This window comes from Chryseobacterium suipulveris (assembly GCF_022811685.1).
Taxonomy (GTDB): Bacteria; Bacteroidota; Bacteroidia; order Flavobacteriales; family Weeksellaceae; genus Kaistella; species Kaistella suipulveris.
Genome location: NZ_CP094532.1, coordinates 1,160,711 through 1,179,992, shown reverse-complemented (window position 1 = coordinate 1,179,992; position 19,282 = coordinate 1,160,711). Strand labels below are relative to the sequence as shown.

The following is a 19,282-nucleotide window of genomic DNA, read 5'->3' as shown; positions in this document are numbered from 1 at the left end:
CCCCAAGTTAATGAGGCGTTCAAAGTATCATTGAAAATCAGGAATTAGTTCCCTTCCATTTTCTTTTTCAATTCTGCTAAAACATCGAGGTCACCAAGAGTAGCTTTCTCTTCGTTGCTTGAAGATGCTGCAGGTTTCTGAGCGTTGTCTCTCACGTTCTTTCTTTCCTCATCTCTGAAGATTCCGGTGTGGGAAACCACTACTCTCTTGAATTCTTTGTTGAACTCGATTACTTTGAATTCAGCTTCTTCTCCTTTCTTGATTTTAGAACCGTCTTCTTTTTCTAATAATCTTGATGGGCAGAAAGCTTCAACTTCAGCATCTTCGAACTGAACCTGAGCTCCTTTGTCGAAAACTTCTGTAGCTTTTCCTGTGTGTACAGTACCTTCAGCATATTTAGTTTCGAACTTATCCCAAGGATTTTCCAACAGTTGCTTGTGTCCTAATGAAAGTCTTCTTGCAGCAGTATCCAATTCAAGAACAACTACGTCTAACTTATCACCTACTGCACAGAACTCAGATGGGTGCTTGATTTTCTTAGTCCAAGAAAGGTCAGAAATGTAGATCAATCCATCGATTCCTTCTTCCAACTCAACGAATACTCCGAAGTTGGTGAAGTTTCTTACGGTTCCAACATGCTTAGAACCAACCGGATATTTAGTTTCGATGTTTGACCAAGGATCCTGGTTAAGCTGCTTCATTCCCAAAGAGATTTTTCTGTCTTCTCTGTCCAAAGTCAAAACTTCAGCTTCTACTTCGTCACCTACTTTCACGAAATCTCCCGCGCTTCTCAAGTGAGTTGACCAAGACATTTCAGAAACGTGGATCAATCCTTCAACACCTGGAGCAACCTCAACGAATGCACCGTAGTCAGCAAGAACAACCACTTTTCCTTTAACTCTGTCACCTACCTTCATATCAGCAGAAAGCGCATCCCACGGATGTGGTTCCAACTGCTTCATACCCAACTGGATTCTAGTTTTCTCATCATCGAAATCAAGGATTACCACTTTCACAGTCTGTCCGTCTTCAAGGATTTCTGATGGGTGGTTTACTCTTGACCAAGAAAGGTCTGTAATGTGGATCAATCCGTCAACACCTCCAAGATCGATGAACACCCCGTAAGAAGTGATGTTCTTCACAGTTCCTTCCAGAACCTGACCTTTTTCAAGCTGACCGATGATTTCTCTCTTCTGTCCTTCAAGGTCTGCCTCGATCAACGCTTTGTGAGAAACTACCACGTTTTTGAATTCTGGGTTGATTTTCACCACTTTGAATTCCATTGTTTTTCCTACGAACTGGTCGTAGTCTTTGATTGGCTTCACGTCGATCTGTGATCCAGGCAAGAATGCCTCGATACCGTGTACGTCAACGATCATACCTCCTTTAGTTCTTGATTTTACAAATCCGTTTACGATTTCACCGCTTTCGTGAAGCTCGTTTACTTTATCCCAAGCTTTAAGCGTTCTCGCTTTTTTGTGGGAAAGTTGCAACTGACCTGTTTTGTCTTCTCTTCTGTCGACCATTACCTCAACTTCATCACCTACCTGCAATCCTTGGTTGTAACGGAATTCGTTCAGAGAAATAACACCTTCAGACTTGAAGTTGATGTCAACAATCGCTTCTTTGTCGGTAAGTCTTACTACTTTTCCTACAAGTACGTCGTTGTCGCTCAAGTTGTTAAGAGACCCGTTGTAGATTTCCTCGAGGTCGCTTTTTTCTTTTCTTGCATCAGCATCAAGACCAGACTCGAAAGAATCCCAGTCAAATTGTTCAGGTGCTACGTTTTGGTTCAAAAGAACCGTTTCTTTGTTTGTCGTTTCAGACATAATTAAAAAATTTGTATTCCTTCTCTTTCAAACTTTGGCTGAATGTGGTTCTGAAAAATACGGAAGATGTTAATTGTTAATGTTTTAAGCTTCGCCAAATGCTCCCACAAAAAGTGGTGCAAATTTACGAAAAGTCTTCTGGTTGCGCAACATTATTTATCATTTAATTCGCACTTATTAATTCCTTTAACTTTTGACAAAATATTCAATGTTAACTTAGACCATAAAAATTAAGATGATTTATTTAAAAAAATCTCACTAGCAAATACCGTTTCCCAATAATTTCTATGGAGAACCAAAGTTAGGCAGATAATATTCTCTACATAATGTTTTAACATCGCGTTAAACTTATTATAAAGCTGATGAAACAATACTTTTTGTCACCGTTTTTGATAATTAAATGACACAAAATCACAATATTAATCTTAAAAATTTTAATTATGGCTTATACCGTAGTGGGAATGTTTCCCAACAATGAGGATGCTGCAAAAGCATCAGAAAAATTGGACAATAACGGATTCTCAAAAGAAGATTACAATGTATCTTCTTACCGCAGAAATGAAATAATAGACAACGACCTACATTACGACTATAATGAGGATGAAAAAACAACAGGTTTTTGGGACTGGCTTTTTGGTGAAGACCACGAGGACAGAAAAAGATACAGTTACGCTGGAACAAAAAGCAATATCGTTACCGTTTATACCAACGACAGTGATCGAGCGGAAGAGGCACGAGACATTATGAACGATATGGGAGCAATCAACGTGAATGATTTTACAAAGGATTATTACCCTCAGTCGGAAGAATTTATCAATGACCGAGACCGAAACTTAGATCCTGAAAATCGCGCAAGAATAATTGCAAAGGCAAGATCTGGTGCATATCTTGACAACAACCGCGAGTACAGTTTCAGAAAAAGAGATGGAATGACGGACCCAATGGATTCTGCGGGCGACCTTTCCTAAAAAAACTTTCAAAATAAATAAAAAGACATTTCGATTGAAGTGTCTTTTGTTTTCTAATAAATATTAAACTTTATATATTTGCTCAAAATTAAGAAGTGAAGATTGATCTGCCCGATAAATTATATTATCCCATTGGCGAAGTCGCCAAAGCTTTTGGCGTTAACACTTCGCTAATCCGTTATTGGGAGCAGGAGTTCCCAATCATCAAACCCAAAAAAAACAAAAAGGGAAACCGCTATTTTACTCCGGAAGACATAAAGAATCTGAAGATCATTTATCACCTTGTTAAAGAAAAAGGTTACACCCTCGATGGAGCAAGGATTGCATTGACGACCAACTCCAAAATCTCCGAAACCATTACCATTATCGATCGGCTAGAATTTGTGAAGGCCGAACTGCAGAAGCTTAAGGAATCACTGGCAGATAAACCCGAACAATAATTTTTAGAGCTTACTGTAAAAATGGGTGAAATAACCCTATAAAAATAGGTGATTTCACCTATTTTTTGACATGAAGTCCGTTGTATGTTTGCAAAAAAAAACATGAACATACATCTCCAATTATCAGCAGTGAAAAACTATTTTTTCGGATTCGCCACTTCAGGATCAATTCTTATCACCGGTCTTTTATATTTCAACACGACTAAGAAAGACAACTCCTTTCCCACGCAAATATTCACGGAAGAAACAAATGCCTCCGAAAGAATTGTTCTGAAAGCATACGATCCCAATTCACTTAACAAGGAAGAGTGGATGACTTTAGGATTTTCAGAAAAACAGGCAACAACGATCCTAAAATACAAACAAGCAGTGGGCGGAAGCTTTGTTTCAAAAGAACAATTGAGAAAATGCTATGCAATTTCCGAGAGTAAATATGATGAGATTGAAAAGTACATTCTTCTGCCGGAAACAGCGAACAGACATTTTAGAAGTAGCAGAAATAGCTATCGAAAGACTATACAGTTCGCCGGTTACCATTCATACCGACAAAAAGGCAGCGATGAACTTCGAATCCCAGGTAAATTTAACCCAGACCATTTCTCAGAGTCAGATTTTGAAAAAATGGGGTTTACAGAAAGACAGGCAGCTTCTATTTTAAAATACAAAAACTATCTTGGCGGAAGCTTTATCAGCAAGGAAAAGTTTAAGGAATGTTTTATCATTAGCGAAGAAAACTATCGCAAAATGGAACCTTACCTTTTGCTTCCGCAAAAAACTCCCGAGAATTATTCAAATCAAAGATCAAGTTTCTCCAACAACTATGCAAAAACAGAAAAGCCGAAAGTTCAGTATCAAAATTTCGACCCCAATCAAACCGACTTCGATGGTTGGAAAATTCTGGGCTTTACCGATAAACAGGCACAAACCATTATCAACTACAGAGACCGGTATTTGAAAGGCAGTTTTAAGTCATTGGAAGAAATCCAGAAATGTTACGCCATCTCTCCTGAGAAGTTTGAGGAAATGAGACCGTACATCGTTCTAAATCCTGACTCGTTTCAAAAGAATAACGTTTCTTCAACCGTTTCAAATCATGAAAATCCGAAATCACAAAAGGCGACAGCTTCTGTTGAATCCAAAACTGATTTTTCTAAAATTGATTTAAACGAGATCAACTTCAAACAACTGATCGAATATGGTTTTGATGAAAAAAGCGCGGCAAGCTTCATCGGTTTCAGAAACAAACTGGGCGGTTTCGTCAACAAGCAGCAAATCTTAGACACCTATAATATCGACAAAGTTCAGGCGCACCGATTGATTTTCATTGCACCGCTAACTACAGATAATGTTCAGAAATACTCACTGATGGACGCGCCTGAATCCTGGCTGAAAAACCATCCTTACTTTAAATATTATGCGGATAAAATTATCTACTACAGAATCTCCTTCAAAAATGAAAACAAATTCTTCAGGGAAATGAAGGTAAAACCAGAAGCGGAAGAAAAAATGCGGCTCTATATGAAGTAAAAAAGTCAGCTTCTTCGGAAGCTGACTTTCATATTACTAAGAAATTTAATTCTTAATAAACTTCACCGCTTTGTCATCAAGCTGCAGGATATAAACTCCGGAAGTTAGTTTCTGTACATTCAGCGAGTTGTCATTTTTGAAAGGAGCCGTTAATCTTTCCACAATTTTTCCTGAAATATCGAGAATTGAAACAGTCTGCACTTTCTCAAGATTTTTTCCCTTAATGTAAACAATATTGCCAACAGAAGGATTCGGATAAACCGTAAAATTATTATCTGCGTAAACCGAAACATCAGAAGCAGACAGCATTCCTAAACCGGTGCAGTAATCATTCGGATACTTTGTCCATTCTTCGAAAACAAAAGTGCTGCTCGGTTGTGTTACTGTAGCATTACGGTAAAGAGAAGTATTGCCGAGAGTCGCAAAGTTATTGACCGCCAAAGTTCCAACAGCATCCACAGTTGTAGAAGAATTTCGGAGTTCGATATAATTGCTTCCGTCAAAAGTGAGTTGCGGCGCTGCGGTTACAAATCTCGCCTGATCATTGGTAATGCAGGATAAATTTGCTTTCGGATTTAGCACTACAAAAGTTGAATTATTTTCAACCACACCTTCCAATTCGTATGGAGCCGGGAAATAATAATTGGTTCCGCTATAATACTGAATACTCAATCTGTATTTGGTGAGATCAACAGCATGACCTGTTTTGTTGGTAATTTCCAGCGCTTTATTATTCGCAGTTCCTTCAATATATTTTGTAATCATCAAATCTTTTGCGTAGATATCGGTATCGAGGGTTGTTACAGAAACAACATTGCTTTCCGCCGATTCCATATAATTGTCGTTATATGCCTTCACTGTAAAATTATACGGCGTCGATGGTGAAAGTCGGTCGGCAATGAAAGAATTGGTTTTTGTATATCCGATGAAGGTACCGTTCTGGTAAACTTTGTAGCCCAAAATTCCGTTTCCTGTTGAGGGTGTCCAACTTAAGTTAACAAAGTAAGCGCTTGTTTGGGTAACGTTCAAATCCGAAATTGTAGAAGGAGCTACGGTTGAAGGAGTTTGCCCCCAAATCATGTTCACCCATTCCGGATGGTCGATAAAGGGATTCCTGTTTTTCTGTACCGCGAAAACACTGTTGTTTCTCGCTATTTCTCGAGGTGAAACCTGATCTTCGTTATGCCACTGCAAAAGAAGGGAGATGTACCAATCCTCAAAAGCTTTTTCTTCAGTTCCGTCCAAAGGCGACCTATCATTTGCCGGCGAAGTTCCATTGTAAAAATTAAATGAACCAAGTTTGCCTTCATATCTCACCACAAAATACAGAAGCGCTCTCGCTATGTCTCCCTTAAATTCGGGATGCGGCTCATAAACCCTTCCTGTGTACGCAGAATTCGGCGTATTGTTTCTTCCAATCTTTGAGCCATTGGTAAAGGTGTAATAAACATAAGATGGCGTCGTGGACGAAATTCCGTAAGGATAATTACTTCTCAACTGGTTGATTCTCGCATCCGTAGGAATCACAAAAAACAGGTCCGAATACATCGGATAATTACTGTTGAAGGTACTTTGCGGCATCTGGTGCTCCCTGTTCCACCCTAATCCTTCTGCATTGGAAGAACCGATCATCTGCGCCGAAGTATAATGATAAGCCGTAGTTCCTGTCGGATTATTCGAGTAAATATCTAGCAGATAACTAGTGTTCGTCGCATCATAATCATAGAACTTGTCAATATCGGTCTGATTATAGATATTCTGCAGATCACTGTAATGCCAGTTCACATTTTTCGCAGAAATAATGTCGCGAAGCTTTGTTTTCAATGCGTAGCCGGTAAGTCCGGTTGTACCGTTGTAGTAACCTGCAGGTTCTTGCGCAAGTAAAATAGCTGGAACTATGAATAACGAAAATAATAATTTTCTCATGTTGCAATTTTTTGCAAAATTACAATTTAACTTCCATTAAGCATTGGTTTTTAGAATGATTTGCAATCTTTAACAATTGTTTAATGTTTTCTCCGAAAATAAAAGTTTGCTCATCCATCCTATTAATTTTACACATTTTACTATCTTTGAGGTCAAATTAAATAAATGAGCCACGATACTTTACACAACCTGAATATGATTGCAGAGACTGCAAAAGATTTCGCAGAAAAAAACATCCGTCCAAATATAATGGAATGGGACGAGAGCCAAACCTTCCCCGTTGAACTTTTCCACCAGTTGGGTGAAATGGGCTTCATGGGAATTGTGATTCCGGAAGAATACGGAGGTTCCGGTTTAGGTTATCAGGAATATGTAACCATTCTCGACGAAATTTCTCAAGTCGATCCATCAATTGGATTATCTGTTGCGGCGCACAACTCACTTTGCACCAATCATATTTATGAATTCGGAAACGAGGAACAGCGCCATAAATGGCTTCCGAAGCTTGCTTCCGGAAAAGTAATCGGAGCGTGGGGATTAACAGAACACAACACCGGATCCGATTCTGGCGGCATGAGTACAACCGCTGTAAAAGATGGTGACGACTGGATTCTGAACGGTGCTAAAAATTTCATCACCCACGCAATTTCTGGCGACATTGCGGTTGTGATGACCAGAACCGGGGAGAAAGGCGCTAAAAATAATTCGACCGCCTTTGTTCTTGAAAAAGGAATGCCCGGATTCTCTTCAGGAAAGAAAGAAAACAAACTCGGGATGCGCGCATCCGAAACTGCGGAACTGATTTTCGACAATGTGCGGGTTCCTGATTCACATCGTTTAGGTGAAGTGGGCGAAGGTTTCAAACAGGCAATGAAAATCTTGGACGGAGGTAGAATCTCGATCGCCGCATTAAGTTTGGGAATTGCGAGAGGAGCTTACAAAGCCGCCTTGAAATATTCATTGGAACGTCAACAGTTTGGGCGACCAATCAACCAGTTCCAGGCGATCAACTTTATGCTTGCCGATATGGCGACAGAAATCGATGCATCGGAATTGCTGATCAGAAGAGCTTCCACTCTGAAAGACGCCAATCAAAAAATGACCAAGGAAGGTGCGATGGCTAAACTTTACGCTTCTGAAGCATGTGTAAGAATCTCTAACAATGCCGTACAGATTTTCGGCGGATACGGATACACCAAAGATTTCCCGGTTGAGAAGTTCTACCGAGATTCCAAACTTTGCACCATCGGCGAAGGAACATCCGAAATCCAAAAGTTGGTCATCGGCAGAGAAATCTCAAAATAATTTTCATTAAATATAAGAAAATGCTGTTTCGCCCGAGACGGCATTTTTCTTTTAAAATTGAATTTTTATATTTGTCTAAATTTAAGTTTCATGCAGAAAATAGATTCGCTAAACCAGGTTGCAGAATTCCACAGAACGTTTAATGCCCCGATTTTAGAATCTCCACAGATCCCTTCCAAAGAAAGATGCGAACTAAGAATATCGTTGTTGCAGGAAGAGCTCAATGAACTGAAAGAAGCGATCGCCGACAACGATATCGTAGAAATTGCCGACGCATTGTGCGATCTGCAGTACGTTTTGAGCGGTGCGGTGCTTGAATTTGGTTTGGGCGAAAAGTTTGTTCAACTGTTTGATGAGGTGCAGCGTTCGAATATGTCAAAGGCATGCTCAACACAATCCGAAGCTGACGAAACAATTGCTTTCTACAAAGAAAAAGGTGAAGACGCCTATTCCGAAGTTTCAGGTAACAAAATCAACGTTCACCGAAAATCCGACAACAAAGTTCTGAAAAACAAATACTACTCTCCAGCTGATCTTCAGGCAATCCTTAATAAATAGAAAAAATGAGAAATATAACAAAATCAATGTTTATCACGGTTACGGTACTTATGACGTTTCAATCCTGTCAATCGCAAAAAATAGTCGTGAATCGTGAAGTAACCACCGAGAGAGACGGAAAAATGCTTTTGGGTTACCAAACTAAAGACCAATTACTGAAAGAACCCTACAACGGTTGGTACACCAAAGAACATGATGAATACGCACTCGATCAGAAAAGCATCGCAGAATTGAAAAAACAAAAATTAGGGTCCTATAATATTACTTTGGTAATGGGAACATGGTGTGAAGACAGCCATCGAGAGGTACCGCGATTTATGAAAATATTGGAAGCAGTGAATTATCCAGAGCAAAAACTGGAAGTTCTAGCAGTAAATAGAAAAAAGGAATCACCAAATGGGGACGAAGTTCGCCTAAACGTGCAGCGTGTTCCCACAATAATTCTAAAAAAATATGGTAAAGAAATTGGAAGAATTATTGAAAACCCAGAAACTGGATATATTGAGCAAGACCTCTTACAAATTCTGAAAAAAGACGATTCATCCATTAAAGATATTTTCAAATAAGTTGAATTACCGGAACAAAATATTACCGTTCATTTTGGGAGCAGCCGCAATGTTGCTCCTTTTCCTCTTGTGGAACAAAATCACAAAGAAAGCCGACGACAAGGTTCAGAACGACTACTACATCATTACCAACCAAATCAGGAAGATGAACAAAATGGTGGTGATGGAGCAGGATTTTTCGAGCATGCAGAAAACGAAGATGACTTCGCAGCTATTGGGAAGTCCATTATTGCCCTCTTTAGAAAAGGAAATTATCACTTTTACCAAGACCAATGCGCAGGTTTCCTACGACCTCAACAAAATGACCATCGAGGTTGATTCCATTAATAAAAAACTGATTATTAAGGAATTACCAACCCCCGAAGTTAAGATCATTCCCAGTGTGGAGATCCAGTCGATGGACGATTCCTTTTTCGACCGCTTCAACGAAAACGACCTGAAAAAAATTACGCAGTACGCCAAAGATAATGCTGTGAAAACGGTGAACCAGGACCGCTTGAAAGCAGAAGGAAAAAAGCAGCTACTGGAAAATCTCGACCATATTTTCGTTTTGGCAAAAGCACTCAACTACAAAATTGAAGATAATACCGGAAAGTTAGATCCAAGCAGTTTCTAAAGCTTCGACCTGTTCTTTTTGACGAAAATATCTCAAGAATTTCGAGACTCAACATTTTTTTACATTTTCATCATTAACGTCAAAACCATCTATTATAATTAATTTTCATTCGAATAATTTATTACATTTGCAAAAATGTTAATTATTTAATCATGAAAAAACAATTACTGACTCTCGGAATTCTGGGAATGTTGATGAGTTTCAACGGAAATCTTTCTGCACAGGAATCCGTAGCGAAAAGAGTTACAAACGAAGACGGCTCCACAAGTCTTGTCGTTTTTAAACCCAATCACAAGCTGAGTTCCGCTGTAGCGGCTACTATTTTCAAAGAAGTGCTGAATCTCTCATCAGATCAGGAATTCCGTCACCTTAAGACAGAAAACGATTTCACCGGTAAATTTACCGACGAAAAATACCAGCTTTACTACAAAAACATTAAAGTTGAGGGCGGAATCTACAACCTGCATTATAAAGCCGGAAATCTGGTAAGTATGAACGGTGAAATTTATGGCGATAACACTACATTGACTCAACCGCAAATCAGCGCAGCTGAAGCTTTCGAAATTGCTGTAAATAATGTGGCTGCCCAAAAATACATGTGGGAAGATGCTGCCTATGTTGCCAATAACGACTATAAAAAACCTACTGGTGAACTGGTTTTAATCCCTGTTTTGCAAGCGGGCGGAAAATATTCCTTAATGCTTGCCTATAAATTCGATATCTATGCACAAACGCCAATCAGCAGAGACTATATCTATGTTGATGCAATCAGCGGGCGAATTGCAGCAAAAGATCCAATTATGAAGCATGCGGACCGGTTCCATGAATCACCAAAAAAATCGCCGATAGCAATTGAACCCTATGAAAATGTAGCAAACAGTTCCTTCACTAATTTGGAGCGAGGTAATGCCACACTTCTTCCTGGAACTGCTGCCACAAGATACAGCGGAACGCAGAATATTGAAACAACCTTGTCGGGAACGAACTACATTTTGCACGACACTACTCGTGGAAACGGGGTGAGAACTTATAACTTGAAAAAAAGTACCATATTAAGTAACGGAGTAGATTTCACGGATAACGACAACAACTGGACTGCCGCTGAATTTGACAATACCAACTTCGACAACGCCGCATTAGATGCACATTGGGGAGTGGAAAAAACTTATGATTACTTTAAAAACACTTTTAGCAGAAACAGTTATGACGGCAATGGAACTTTGTTAAAAAGCTATGTTCATTACAGCAGTTCCTATGAAAATGCTGGCTGGACCGGTTCCGAAATGATCTACGGTGACGGAGCAACCAAATTTAAGCCACTTACGGCATTCGACGTTACCGCACACGAACTGGGACACGGAGTTTGCTCGAGTTCCGCCGCACTACTTTACCAACGGGAATCAGGTGCTTTGAACGAGGCGCTTTCGGACATATGGGGAGCCGCAGCGGAACACACCTATGCTCCTAATAAGCAAAAATGGTTGATTGGTGAAGAAATAGTAAAGATGGCTCCACAATATTTGAGATCGATGAGTAACCCTAAATCAGGACTTACTCCTCAACCGGACACTTACCGCGGAACCAACTGGTATCCCGCAACGGTGGAAGAAGGTTGTGCAACTCCTGGCAGCACCAACGACAACTGCGGCGTACATTATAATAGCGGCGTGATCAATCACTGGTTCTATATTCTTTCCGATGGAAAAACCGGCACCAACGATTTAGGAAAAAATTATAGCGTAACAGGAATTACCCTCGAGAAAGCCGCCAAGATTGCGTATCGATTGGAAACCGTTTATTTGGGAGCCAACTCTAATTTTATGAATGCCAGAAACTTTGGAATTCAGGCAGCGACAGATCTCTTTGGAGCAAACTCCCCCGAAATGATCGCCACTCAGGACGCATTTTATGCTGTTGGATTGGGAGCAAAGTATCTTGCAGTTCCCGACACCACTCCACCAACGGCGCCTACAAACTTGAACGCGACGAATACTACAGGATCACAAACACAATTGCAATGGACTGCCGCGACTGACGAAAACGACATCGAAAAATATTCCATCTACAAAGACGGTGTGCTGTTGACAACCGTGGCTGGAAACAAAACCACACACATTGTTACGGGTCTCACAAAAAACACCACCTACAATTTCTATGTGAAAGCCGAGGACCCATATACCAATGTTTCTGATGCGAGTAACACTGTTGCGGTAACTACTTTGAATGTGAACACTTATTGTGATGCAACTTCAAACAACACTAATGACGAACGAATCAAGCGAGTACAGTTCGGAACGATCGATAACAGCAGCACCGGAACTGCTGGATATGAAGATTTCACCTATCTTTCAACAGATGTGACGAAAGAGCAAACCTATCCGATTACCGTTACGCCACACTGGACAGGAACCGTTTACAATGAAGCATATGCCGTATATATCGACTGGAATAACGACGGCGACTTCACAGATGCAGGAGAAACTGCGTGGACTAAGTCCGGATCTACAACTACACCGGTCACAGGAAACATTACAATTCCTGCAGGAGCCACAACGGGTGCTACCAGAATGCGGGTAATCATGCGCTTCAGCTCCATACCGACCTCATCTTGCGGCACTATCAATTATGGGCAGGTTGAAGACTACACCGTCAATATCATGGATAAGGTTTTAGCCGTTGCAGACAAGAACTCTACAAAAGTTGCGGTTTATCCGAATCCTGTTAAAGATTTGATCAGCATCCAAAGCAATGATAACAGTGAAATGACTTACGTGATCTTCAATGCAGCAGGTCAAGTGGTAAGCAAAGGAACCTCCAGCAACAAGAAAATCAATGCTGAAAGATTGTCCGTTGGAAGCTACATTATAGAACTTACCGGCAAAAACGGTGAAAAGACAACAACAAAATTCATCAAAAAATAATTGTAATAAAGCTTTAAGAAAAATCGTCTCATTTATGATGGGGCGATTTTTTTGTTTTGGCAAATGCTTTGAATATATCTTATCAACACTAAAAAATATTCATTATGGAAAACACTGAAAAGGACAAAAAGCCGACTAAAGCGGAAATCAAAAAGCAAAACCAAGATTTCCCAAACATTCCCGCATCATCGGAAAAAGTGCACTCCGAAAAAACCTTAAAAAAAGAAGTTCACGAATCATCAAAACTTCATGACACAGGTAAAACCGACAATACAGAAAGCGAAAGTTAAATCTTTCGCTTTTTTGTTAAAGTATTCACAAACTCACCGGGAAGAAGCAGACTGACACGTTTTTTGTATTCAATGAATAACAACTACTTAATAATTAACGTCATGAACTATAAAATAAAAGCAATTTTTCCCACAGAAAAGGAAGCAAATTCTGCATCATCAGAATTGTTTTCTGCGGGATTCAGAAAGGAATTTAATGGTTATACCCAAAATGCGCTGGCTCACCCGGAAGCTCTGGTTGAAGACCACAAAATCGAAAAAAATTCGGTAACCGTCTTTACTCCCAATTTGAACAGGGCATTTAAAGCTAAAAATATCCTAGCCAAAATTGGAGCTGTTTCAACAAAGATGAAATCAGGATTTTCTAACAAAACATTATTTGAGGAAACCAAAACGGCATTTACAAATTTAGTTGGAGACCTCCAGCAAAATCTGCCTCGATCGCAATTCCGATCAACATTGAAAATTGGTATTTCTGAAAAATAGCGTAGGAAACAAACACTGTTTTACATTAGTTTTCATAATTTTTTTAACCCTTTTTGAATCTTTCAGAAAGGGTTTTGAATTCAATATCAAAATCCACCGAATCCATTTTCTCACACTTCATTGTTTTACAAAAAATCCGTATTTTTGCCTCTTATAATTTTTAGCTCAAAATGATTAAAATCACTCTTCCCGACGGAAGCATTAAAGAATTTGAAGGTGCGGTAACTCCGCTCGACGTAGCAAAATCAATCAGTGAAGGTTTGGCAAGAAACACGATTTCTGCAGTGGTAAACGGTACGCAAACCGAGATTGCCACGCCGATCACGACGGATTCTACGGTTCAGCTTCTTACCTGGAATGATGATTTGGGCAAAAAAGCTTTCTGGCATTCTTCCGCCCACCTTTTGGCGCAGGCGATTTTGGAATTCTATCCTGATGCGAAACTCACCATTGGTCCCGCTATCGACAACGGTTTCTACTACGACGTGGATTTCGGTGACGAAGCCTTGTCGGAAAAAGATTTTGAAAAAATCGAAAAGAAAATGCTCGAAAACGCCAAGAAAGACGCAACCTTCAATCTTTACGCGGTTTCAAAAGCAGATGCACTAAAAGAATACGCCGATAATCCGTATAAAACAGAATTGATTTCGAACCTAAACGATGGCGAAATCACTTTCTGCACGCACGATAATTTCACCGACCTGTGTCGAGGCGGTCACATTCCTTCGACCGGAATTGTGAAAGCCGTGAAAATCCTAAACGCAGCCGGCGCTTACTGGAGAGGCGACGAAAAAAACAAACAGCTCACAAGAGTTTACGGAATCTCTTTCCCAAAACAAAGAGAACTCACCGAATACCTTGAAAAACTGGAAGAGGCAAAACGTCGCGACCACAGAAAACTCGGTAAGGAACTGGGAATTTTTGCCTTCTCCGAAAAAGTTGGAGCGGGACTTCCGCTGTGGTTGCCAAAAGGAACAGCTTTAAGAAAAAAATTAGAAAACTTCCTTTCCGAGGCACAGAAAAAATCCGGATACGAATTCGTGATGTCGCCGCACATCGGCGCGAAAGAACTGTACGTCACTTCCGGACACTGGGACAAATACGGCGCAGACAGCTTCCAACCGATAAAAACGCCGAACGTAGGAGAAGAATTCATGCTGAAACCGATGAACTGTCCTCATCACTGCGAAATTTACAAAGTGGGACAATGGTCTTATAAAGATTTGCCGAAACGTTTTGCTGAATTTGGAACGGTTTACAGATACGAACAATCGGGTGAACTTCACGGTTTGACAAGAGTTCGCGGATTTACACAGGATGACGCGCATCTTTTCTGTACTCCTGATCAGCTTTTGTCCGAATTTGAAAATGTGATTGATCTAACGCTTTACGTTTTTAATTCTCTAGGTTTTAAAGATTTCGTGACCCAGGTTTCTTTGAGAGATCCCGACAACAAACAGAAATACATCGGTTCGGACGAGAATTGGAAAAAAGCGGAAGATGCCATCATTCAAGCGGCGGAAAAGAAAGGATTGAAAACCGTTGTAGAATACGGTGAAGCTGCTTTCTACGGTCCTAAACTCGACTTTATGGTGAAAGACGCGCTTGGTAGAAAATGGCAGTTAGGAACCATTCAGGTGGACTACAACCTCCCGGAAAGATTCGACTTGTGGTACACCGGAAGCGACAACGAAAAACACCGACCGGTGATGATTCACAGAGCGCCATTCGGCTCTATGGAAAGGTTTATCGCAATCCTGCTCGAAAATACTGCGGGAGATTTCCCACTTTGGTTAGCTCCGGATCAGTTCATCATTTTGCCGATTAGTGAAAAATTTGTCGATTATGCAAAAAAAGTTTCAACTCTATTAGAAAATCACGATATTTGCGGACTGATTGACGACCGAAACGAAAAAACCGGTAAGAAAATCCGCGATGCCGAAATCAACAAATACCCATTCATGCTGATTGTGGGCGAAAATGAGGAAGGCAACGGAACTGTTTCGGTAAGAAGACGTGGTGAAGGGGATTTAGGAACAATGAGTGTGGAGGACTTCATCAATTACTTCAAAAAAGAAGCTGCAATTTAATAGTCTATTTATTAACGATTTAAAAAGAAATCTATTTCGAAAATTTTCTTTACCCCTACCCTAAAGGGAGGAAAATTTTCTTCAAAATAAATCGACGATAAAGCAAACTTTTAGAAATTAACTTAAAAATTTAATACAATAGCACAGAAATTTAACCCAAGAGGAAGAGGTCCACAGAGACGCGTTCAGGAAGACTTGCACCAGATCAACGAAAAGATCCGTGCGAAAGAAGTACGTTTGGTTGGCGACAATGTAGAGCCGGGAGTTTATCCCATTGCGAAAGCACTACAGATCGCGAAAGATCAGGAACTGGATCTAGTCGTGATCTCCGATAAGCAGGAACCTTACATCACCCGTGTTCTTGACTACAAAAAATTCCTTTATGAACAGAAGAAGAAGCAGAAAGAACTGAAGGCGAAGCAGGTAAAAGTTGTCGTAAAGGAAATCCGTTTCGGACCACAAACCGACGATCACGATTACGAATTCAAAAAGAAACACGCCGAAAAGTTCCTGGAAGAAGGTTCTAAACTGAAAACTTACGTATTCTTCAAAGGCCGCTCCATTATCTTCAAAGATCAGGGAGAAATCCTTTTGCTGAAGCTTGCCCAGGAATTGGAACATGTCGGTAAAGTTGACCAGCTCCCAAAACTGGAAGGAAAAAGAATGATCATGATGATGAGCCCGAAGAAAGCGGCAAAATAATGCTACTTGAATGAGTGAATTTGCTTCGCAGTGAATAGGTGAATTTACTTTAAAATATATTAAAAAAGAGATTTTATGAAGAAGTCTCTTTTAACTATTTAATATGCAGAATTCCATAAATTTTTGTACTTTTGCAAACTCATTGATAACAAGAAACAAAAATCAAAAAAATGTCAAAATTAAAAACGAAATCAGGTGCTAAAAAGCGTTTTAAGCTTACCGGAACCGGCAAGATTAAAAGAAAAAATGCATTCAAAAGCCACATCCTGACTAAAAAGGAAACCAAGCAGAAGAGAAATCTTACGCAAACTTCCTATGTAGCTACTGTGGACGAGAAGAGCGTTTTGCGCCAATTAGCCATCAAGTAGTTTTTATAAATCATTTCGGTTTATAAGAATTCGCAAACAATTCAAAATTTTAACCCTGAAACGGAGCAAAAAAGTGCAATGAAACAAGTTGCCGCCCTTTTCAAAAAAACAATTTAAATTATGCCAAGATCAGTAAATGCAGTAGCTTCAAGAGCTCGCAGAAAAAAAGTAATGAAGCAGGCGAAAGGTTTTTTCGGTAGAAGAAAGAACGTTTGGACCGTAGCTAAAAACGCCGTGGAAAAAGCAATGCAATATGCTTACCGCGGAAGAAAAGAGAAGAAAAGAAATTTCAGAGCTCTCTGGATCACCCGTATCAACGCAGGTACCAGAGAACACGGAATGTCTTACTCCCAATTCATGGGCGCTCTTAAGAAAAACAACATCGAACTGAACAGAAAAGTTTTAGCTGATTTAGCAATGAATCACCCTGAAGCGTTCAAAGCAGTTGTAGATCAAGTAAAATAATGTAGAATTTTTTGTTATCAATATCATCCCGGACTTAGGTTCGGGATTTTTTTGTTAGATTTGCATAACATCCCCCGACGTAATGAAAAAACTAATTCTACTTTCGGCAATAACGGTTTCAGTTGGTTTTTCCGCACAAAGCTTCATCCAGGAATACCAAAACCGGGTGAATCAAATCACGCAGACCAACATTAATTCTTATCTCACTGAATTTGCATCTTTTGGTGTAAAAAGTTCGGGAAGTACCAATAACAACAATACATTCAACTGGCTTAAAAACAAATACCTTTCGTTCGGTTATTCTGAAGCGCAGCTTTCTGAGAACGTGTTTACACTTAACGGAAATCCTACCAAGAACTTAATCCTGACGAAAACGGGAACCACTTACCCAAATACTTACATTATTGTCTGCGGACACTATGATACCATCGGCGGACCCGGCGTAAACGATAACGGAAGCGGGACCTCCATCATCCTTGAAATGGCGAGAATCTTGAAGGATGTACCCACCGAGTATTCAATCAAATTCATCAATTTCAGTGGCGAAGAACAGGGATTGAGAGGAAGTCAAAACTATGTGAACACCGTGGTCAATGCGACCAATCCGAAAATGAACATCAAGCTTGTTTTCAATATTGACGAAGTCGGCGGAATTGCGGGGCAAACCAACAATACTATTACCTGCGAAAGAGACACCAACAACAGTCCATCTACGAACAATGCCGCATCGAACACTGCAACTCAGGAACTGATGAACTGTGTGACACTTTACTCACCGCTTCAAACCAACCTTGCTTCCGCGTACGGTTCAGACTATATGCCGTTCCAATCCAACGGCGAGGTGATCACCGGTTTTTATGAATATAATGAAAGTCCGTATCCGCATTCAGGAAGCGACACGTTTGCAAACATGGATCCTGTGTATGTTTACAATGTTGCCAAAGCCGCATTGGGAGCCGTACAGCATTTCTCTACTGCAAGCACCGAATTACTTGCGGTCACCGATTGTCCACCTGCAAAAATGTTGGAATCATTAAAAATCGCCCCTAATCCAACTTCAGATTTTCTGTACATTGAAATGTTGAATTCCAATCTAAGAGATTACACCTTCAGTATTTCGGATCTGTCAGGAAAAAAACTACTTAAAACCAAGAACAGCAAAAGAGTCGATGTTTCGCGACTTCCAAAAGGGATTTATCTCGGTACTTTGCAGGTTGAAGATCAGCGAACCACCCGAAAAATCATTATTGAAAAGTAAGCGGTTTTACTATTTCACAAAAATCCTGTCATCAAAAGTGAATTTTTCGACTTTTAGAATTTTGACTTTCTTTATATCCTGATGACGAGGATTAATGACCGCATTGAACTCTCCCTGGACTGCAGCCGACGGAACTTTCAGCATCAGGAATTTGCCGGCTTTTAGAAACCTGTCCCCGATTTCCTGCGTCGAGTTGGAATGAGGAAATGACCGCCAATCTGACGGGAGTTTTTTAACCTCGTGAATTGAATCGTCGGGAACTTCGAGGTGAACCAAAACGTAATCTTCCGGAATTTTTCCTAAAGGCGTATGGACAGCGATTTCCGTCACGCACAGCGCAATCGACTGACCCGTGTAAACCATCGCATTGCCTTTGCTGTTCCATCTTCCGCCGTAAAGTTCCGCGCCTTTCCCCGAAAGATCTTCAGCATACATTCTTTTGGAAAGCCGGTACACAATCATGCCAAAACGCCGTGTTCTATTCTTCCGAGTTCATCCATGAGGAGCTGGATTCCGAAAGTGGTTTTCAGGAGGGTTTTCGGGATTACATTTCCAAGGGCGATATTTTGGGTATTCAACCAGGAAGTAAAATTTTCTTGGTTGCCGAAAACTTCCTCACCGCGGGAATGAAGCATCTGGATCTGCAAAATCCTTTCTGATTGAAGAGTATCAAAAGATTTCCCGTCGTTTTGGTAACGGGAAAGCGTTTTACTGGAAATATGCAGAAAATCCGCCCATTCCTGAAGGGTAAAAGAAAATCGGTTGAAAATATGGGAAAAGGTTTTGAAATCCAAACCTTTATTGGCGATATCGATCAATCGGTAGATTCCCCGGTCATCAAAGGATTTGTAGCCATACACGAAAGCCGCTTCATTTACGGTCTTCAGATCATTATCGGTTTGCTCGTACTTTTTCATCTCATTTATCTTTCCACAAAGTTACGACTTTTGTCTCAAACTAAAAAGAC

The 19,282-nt window shown here is 40.2% G+C and carries 19 protein-coding genes; 15 read left to right on the top strand and 4 right to left on the bottom strand.

The window, feature by feature from the left end:
- Positions 1-44 precede the first annotated feature (44 nt).
- Entirely contained in the window at positions 45-1,829 is a 1,785-nt protein-coding gene (gene rpsA, locus MTP09_RS05520; RefSeq protein ID WP_243551041.1) for a 30S ribosomal protein S1, read from the bottom strand.
- A 440-nt stretch (positions 1,830-2,269) separates the two neighbouring features.
- On the opposite strand from rpsA, the gene MTP09_RS05515 reads away from it, so the two are divergent.
- From MTP09_RS05515 to MTP09_RS05505, 3 genes are all read left to right on the top strand, one after another.
- Positions 2,270-2,797, top strand: coding sequence for a hypothetical protein (locus MTP09_RS05515; protein ID WP_243551040.1), 528 nt, complete (start codon positions 2,270-2,272; stop codon positions 2,795-2,797).
- 95 nt (positions 2,798-2,892) lie between these two features.
- Entirely contained in the window at positions 2,893-3,237 is a 345-nt protein-coding gene (locus MTP09_RS05510; RefSeq protein ID WP_243551039.1) for a MerR family transcriptional regulator, read from the top strand.
- A gap of 102 nt (positions 3,238-3,339) precedes the next feature.
- Entirely contained in the window at positions 3,340-4,764 is a 1,425-nt protein-coding gene (locus MTP09_RS05505; protein ID WP_243551038.1) for a helix-hairpin-helix domain-containing protein, read from the top strand.
- A gap of 45 nt (positions 4,765-4,809) precedes the next feature.
- Here the strand turns inward: MTP09_RS05505 and MTP09_RS05500 are convergent, their stop codons facing one another.
- On the bottom strand, positions 4,810-6,690 hold the full coding sequence (locus tag MTP09_RS05500) for an endonuclease (RefSeq protein WP_243551037.1): 1,881 nt from the start codon (positions 6,688-6,690) through the stop codon (positions 4,810-4,812).
- A gap of 165 nt (positions 6,691-6,855) precedes the next feature.
- On the opposite strand from MTP09_RS05500, the gene MTP09_RS05495 reads away from it, so the two are divergent.
- The 12 genes from MTP09_RS05495 to MTP09_RS05440 all read left to right on the top strand — a co-directional run bounded on the left by MTP09_RS05495 (position 6,856) and on the right by MTP09_RS05440 (position 18,315).
- Complete coding sequence (locus MTP09_RS05495) at positions 6,856-7,995, top strand: acyl-CoA dehydrogenase family protein (protein ID WP_243551036.1); 1,140 nt, start codon at positions 6,856-6,858, stop codon at positions 7,993-7,995.
- Between the two features lie 90 nt (positions 7,996-8,085).
- Positions 8,086-8,553: a nucleoside triphosphate pyrophosphohydrolase family protein gene (locus tag MTP09_RS05490; RefSeq protein ID WP_243551035.1), complete on the top strand. Its 468-nt coding sequence runs from the start codon at positions 8,086-8,088 to the stop codon at positions 8,551-8,553.
- Positions 8,554-8,558: 5 nt separating this feature from the next.
- Complete coding sequence (locus MTP09_RS05485) at positions 8,559-9,119, top strand: TlpA family protein disulfide reductase (protein ID WP_243551034.1); 561 nt, start codon at positions 8,559-8,561, stop codon at positions 9,117-9,119.
- Between the two features lie 49 nt (positions 9,120-9,168).
- A complete protein-coding gene (locus MTP09_RS05480) occupies positions 9,169-9,735 on the top strand; it encodes a DUF4230 domain-containing protein (RefSeq protein ID WP_396022251.1) in 567 nt (188 codons plus the stop codon).
- 152 nt (positions 9,736-9,887) lie between these two features.
- Positions 9,888-12,656, top strand: coding sequence for a M4 family metallopeptidase (locus MTP09_RS05475; protein WP_243551032.1), 2,769 nt, complete (start codon positions 9,888-9,890; stop codon positions 12,654-12,656).
- Between the two features lie 104 nt (positions 12,657-12,760).
- Positions 12,761-12,946, top strand: a complete 186-nt coding sequence (locus MTP09_RS05470) for a hypothetical protein (protein WP_243551031.1) — start codon at positions 12,761-12,763, stop codon at positions 12,944-12,946.
- Between the two features lie 102 nt (positions 12,947-13,048).
- Positions 13,049-13,432, top strand: coding sequence for a hypothetical protein (locus MTP09_RS05465; RefSeq protein ID WP_243551030.1), 384 nt, complete (start codon positions 13,049-13,051; stop codon positions 13,430-13,432).
- A 170-nt stretch (positions 13,433-13,602) separates the two neighbouring features.
- Positions 13,603-15,522 (top strand): threonine--tRNA ligase, encoded by a 1,920-nt coding sequence (gene thrS, locus MTP09_RS05460; RefSeq protein ID WP_243551029.1) that lies wholly within the window; start codon positions 13,603-13,605, stop codon positions 15,520-15,522.
- Positions 15,523-15,717: 195 nt separating this feature from the next.
- Positions 15,718-16,224 (top strand): translation initiation factor IF-3, encoded by a 507-nt coding sequence (infC, locus tag MTP09_RS05455; RefSeq protein WP_243551028.1) that lies wholly within the window; start codon positions 15,718-15,720, stop codon positions 16,222-16,224.
- Positions 16,225-16,394: 170 nt separating this feature from the next.
- A complete protein-coding gene (gene rpmI / locus MTP09_RS05450) occupies positions 16,395-16,592 on the top strand; it encodes a 50S ribosomal protein L35 (protein ID WP_243551027.1) in 198 nt (65 codons plus the stop codon).
- A gap of 120 nt (positions 16,593-16,712) precedes the next feature.
- Positions 16,713-17,057: a 50S ribosomal protein L20 gene (gene rplT / locus MTP09_RS05445; RefSeq protein WP_243551026.1), complete on the top strand. Its 345-nt coding sequence runs from the start codon at positions 16,713-16,715 to the stop codon at positions 17,055-17,057.
- An 82-nt stretch (positions 17,058-17,139) separates the two neighbouring features.
- Positions 17,140-18,315 (top strand): M28 family peptidase, encoded by a 1,176-nt coding sequence (locus tag MTP09_RS05440; RefSeq protein ID WP_243551025.1) that lies wholly within the window; start codon positions 17,140-17,142, stop codon positions 18,313-18,315.
- A gap of 9 nt (positions 18,316-18,324) precedes the next feature.
- On the opposite strand, the gene MTP09_RS05435 is transcribed toward MTP09_RS05440, so the two are convergent.
- Both MTP09_RS05435 and parS read right to left on the bottom strand, forming a co-directional pair.
- A complete protein-coding gene (locus MTP09_RS05435; protein ID WP_243551024.1) occupies positions 18,325-18,750 on the bottom strand; it encodes an RES family NAD+ phosphorylase in 426 nt (141 codons plus the stop codon).
- Between the two features lie 23 nt (positions 18,751-18,773).
- On the bottom strand, positions 18,774-19,232 hold the full coding sequence (gene parS, locus MTP09_RS05430; RefSeq protein ID WP_243551023.1) for a type II RES/Xre toxin-antitoxin system antitoxin: 459 nt from the start codon (positions 19,230-19,232) through the stop codon (positions 18,774-18,776).
- Positions 19,233-19,282: the final 50 nt, after the last annotated feature.

Excerpts from the sequence above, each read along its gene's own strand:
- MTP09_RS05490 (WP_243551035.1), top strand. The coding sequence starts at position 8,086 with ATGCAGAAAATAGATTCGCTAAACCAGGTTGCAGAATTCCACAGAACG.
- MTP09_RS05515 (WP_243551040.1), top strand. The coding sequence starts at position 2,270 with ATGGCTTATACCGTAGTGGGAATGTTTCCCAACAATGAGGATGCTGCA.
- MTP09_RS05500 (WP_243551037.1), bottom strand. The coding sequence starts at position 6,690 with ATGAGAAAATTATTATTTTCGTTATTCATAGTTCCAGCTATTTTACTT.
- MTP09_RS05480 (WP_396022251.1), top strand. The coding sequence starts at position 9,169 with ATGTTGCTCCTTTTCCTCTTGTGGAACAAAATCACAAAGAAAGCCGAC.
- MTP09_RS05495 (WP_243551036.1), top strand. The coding sequence starts at position 6,856 with ATGAGCCACGATACTTTACACAACCTGAATATGATTGCAGAGACTGCA.
- MTP09_RS05470 (WP_243551031.1), top strand. The coding sequence starts at position 12,761 with ATGGAAAACACTGAAAAGGACAAAAAGCCGACTAAAGCGGAAATCAAA.
- parS (WP_243551023.1), bottom strand. The coding sequence starts at position 19,232 with ATGAAAAAGTACGAGCAAACCGATAATGATCTGAAGACCGTAAATGAA.
- MTP09_RS05440 (WP_243551025.1), top strand. The coding sequence starts at position 17,140 with ATGAAAAAACTAATTCTACTTTCGGCAATAACGGTTTCAGTTGGTTTT.
- MTP09_RS05485 (WP_243551034.1), top strand. The coding sequence starts at position 8,559 with ATGAGAAATATAACAAAATCAATGTTTATCACGGTTACGGTACTTATG.
- MTP09_RS05435 (WP_243551024.1), bottom strand. The coding sequence starts at position 18,750 with ATGTATGCTGAAGATCTTTCGGGGAAAGGCGCGGAACTTTACGGCGGA.
- MTP09_RS05475 (WP_243551032.1), top strand. The coding sequence starts at position 9,888 with ATGAAAAAACAATTACTGACTCTCGGAATTCTGGGAATGTTGATGAGT.
- MTP09_RS05505 (WP_243551038.1), top strand. The coding sequence starts at position 3,340 with ATGAACATACATCTCCAATTATCAGCAGTGAAAAACTATTTTTTCGGA.
- MTP09_RS05465 (WP_243551030.1), top strand. The coding sequence starts at position 13,049 with ATGAACTATAAAATAAAAGCAATTTTTCCCACAGAAAAGGAAGCAAAT.
- rpmI (WP_243551027.1), top strand. The coding sequence starts at position 16,395 with ATGTCAAAATTAAAAACGAAATCAGGTGCTAAAAAGCGTTTTAAGCTT.
- rpsA (WP_243551041.1), bottom strand. The coding sequence starts at position 1,829 with ATGTCTGAAACGACAAACAAAGAAACGGTTCTTTTGAACCAAAACGTA.
- thrS (WP_243551029.1), top strand. The coding sequence starts at position 13,603 with ATGATTAAAATCACTCTTCCCGACGGAAGCATTAAAGAATTTGAAGGT.
- rplT (WP_243551026.1), top strand. The coding sequence starts at position 16,713 with ATGCCAAGATCAGTAAATGCAGTAGCTTCAAGAGCTCGCAGAAAAAAA.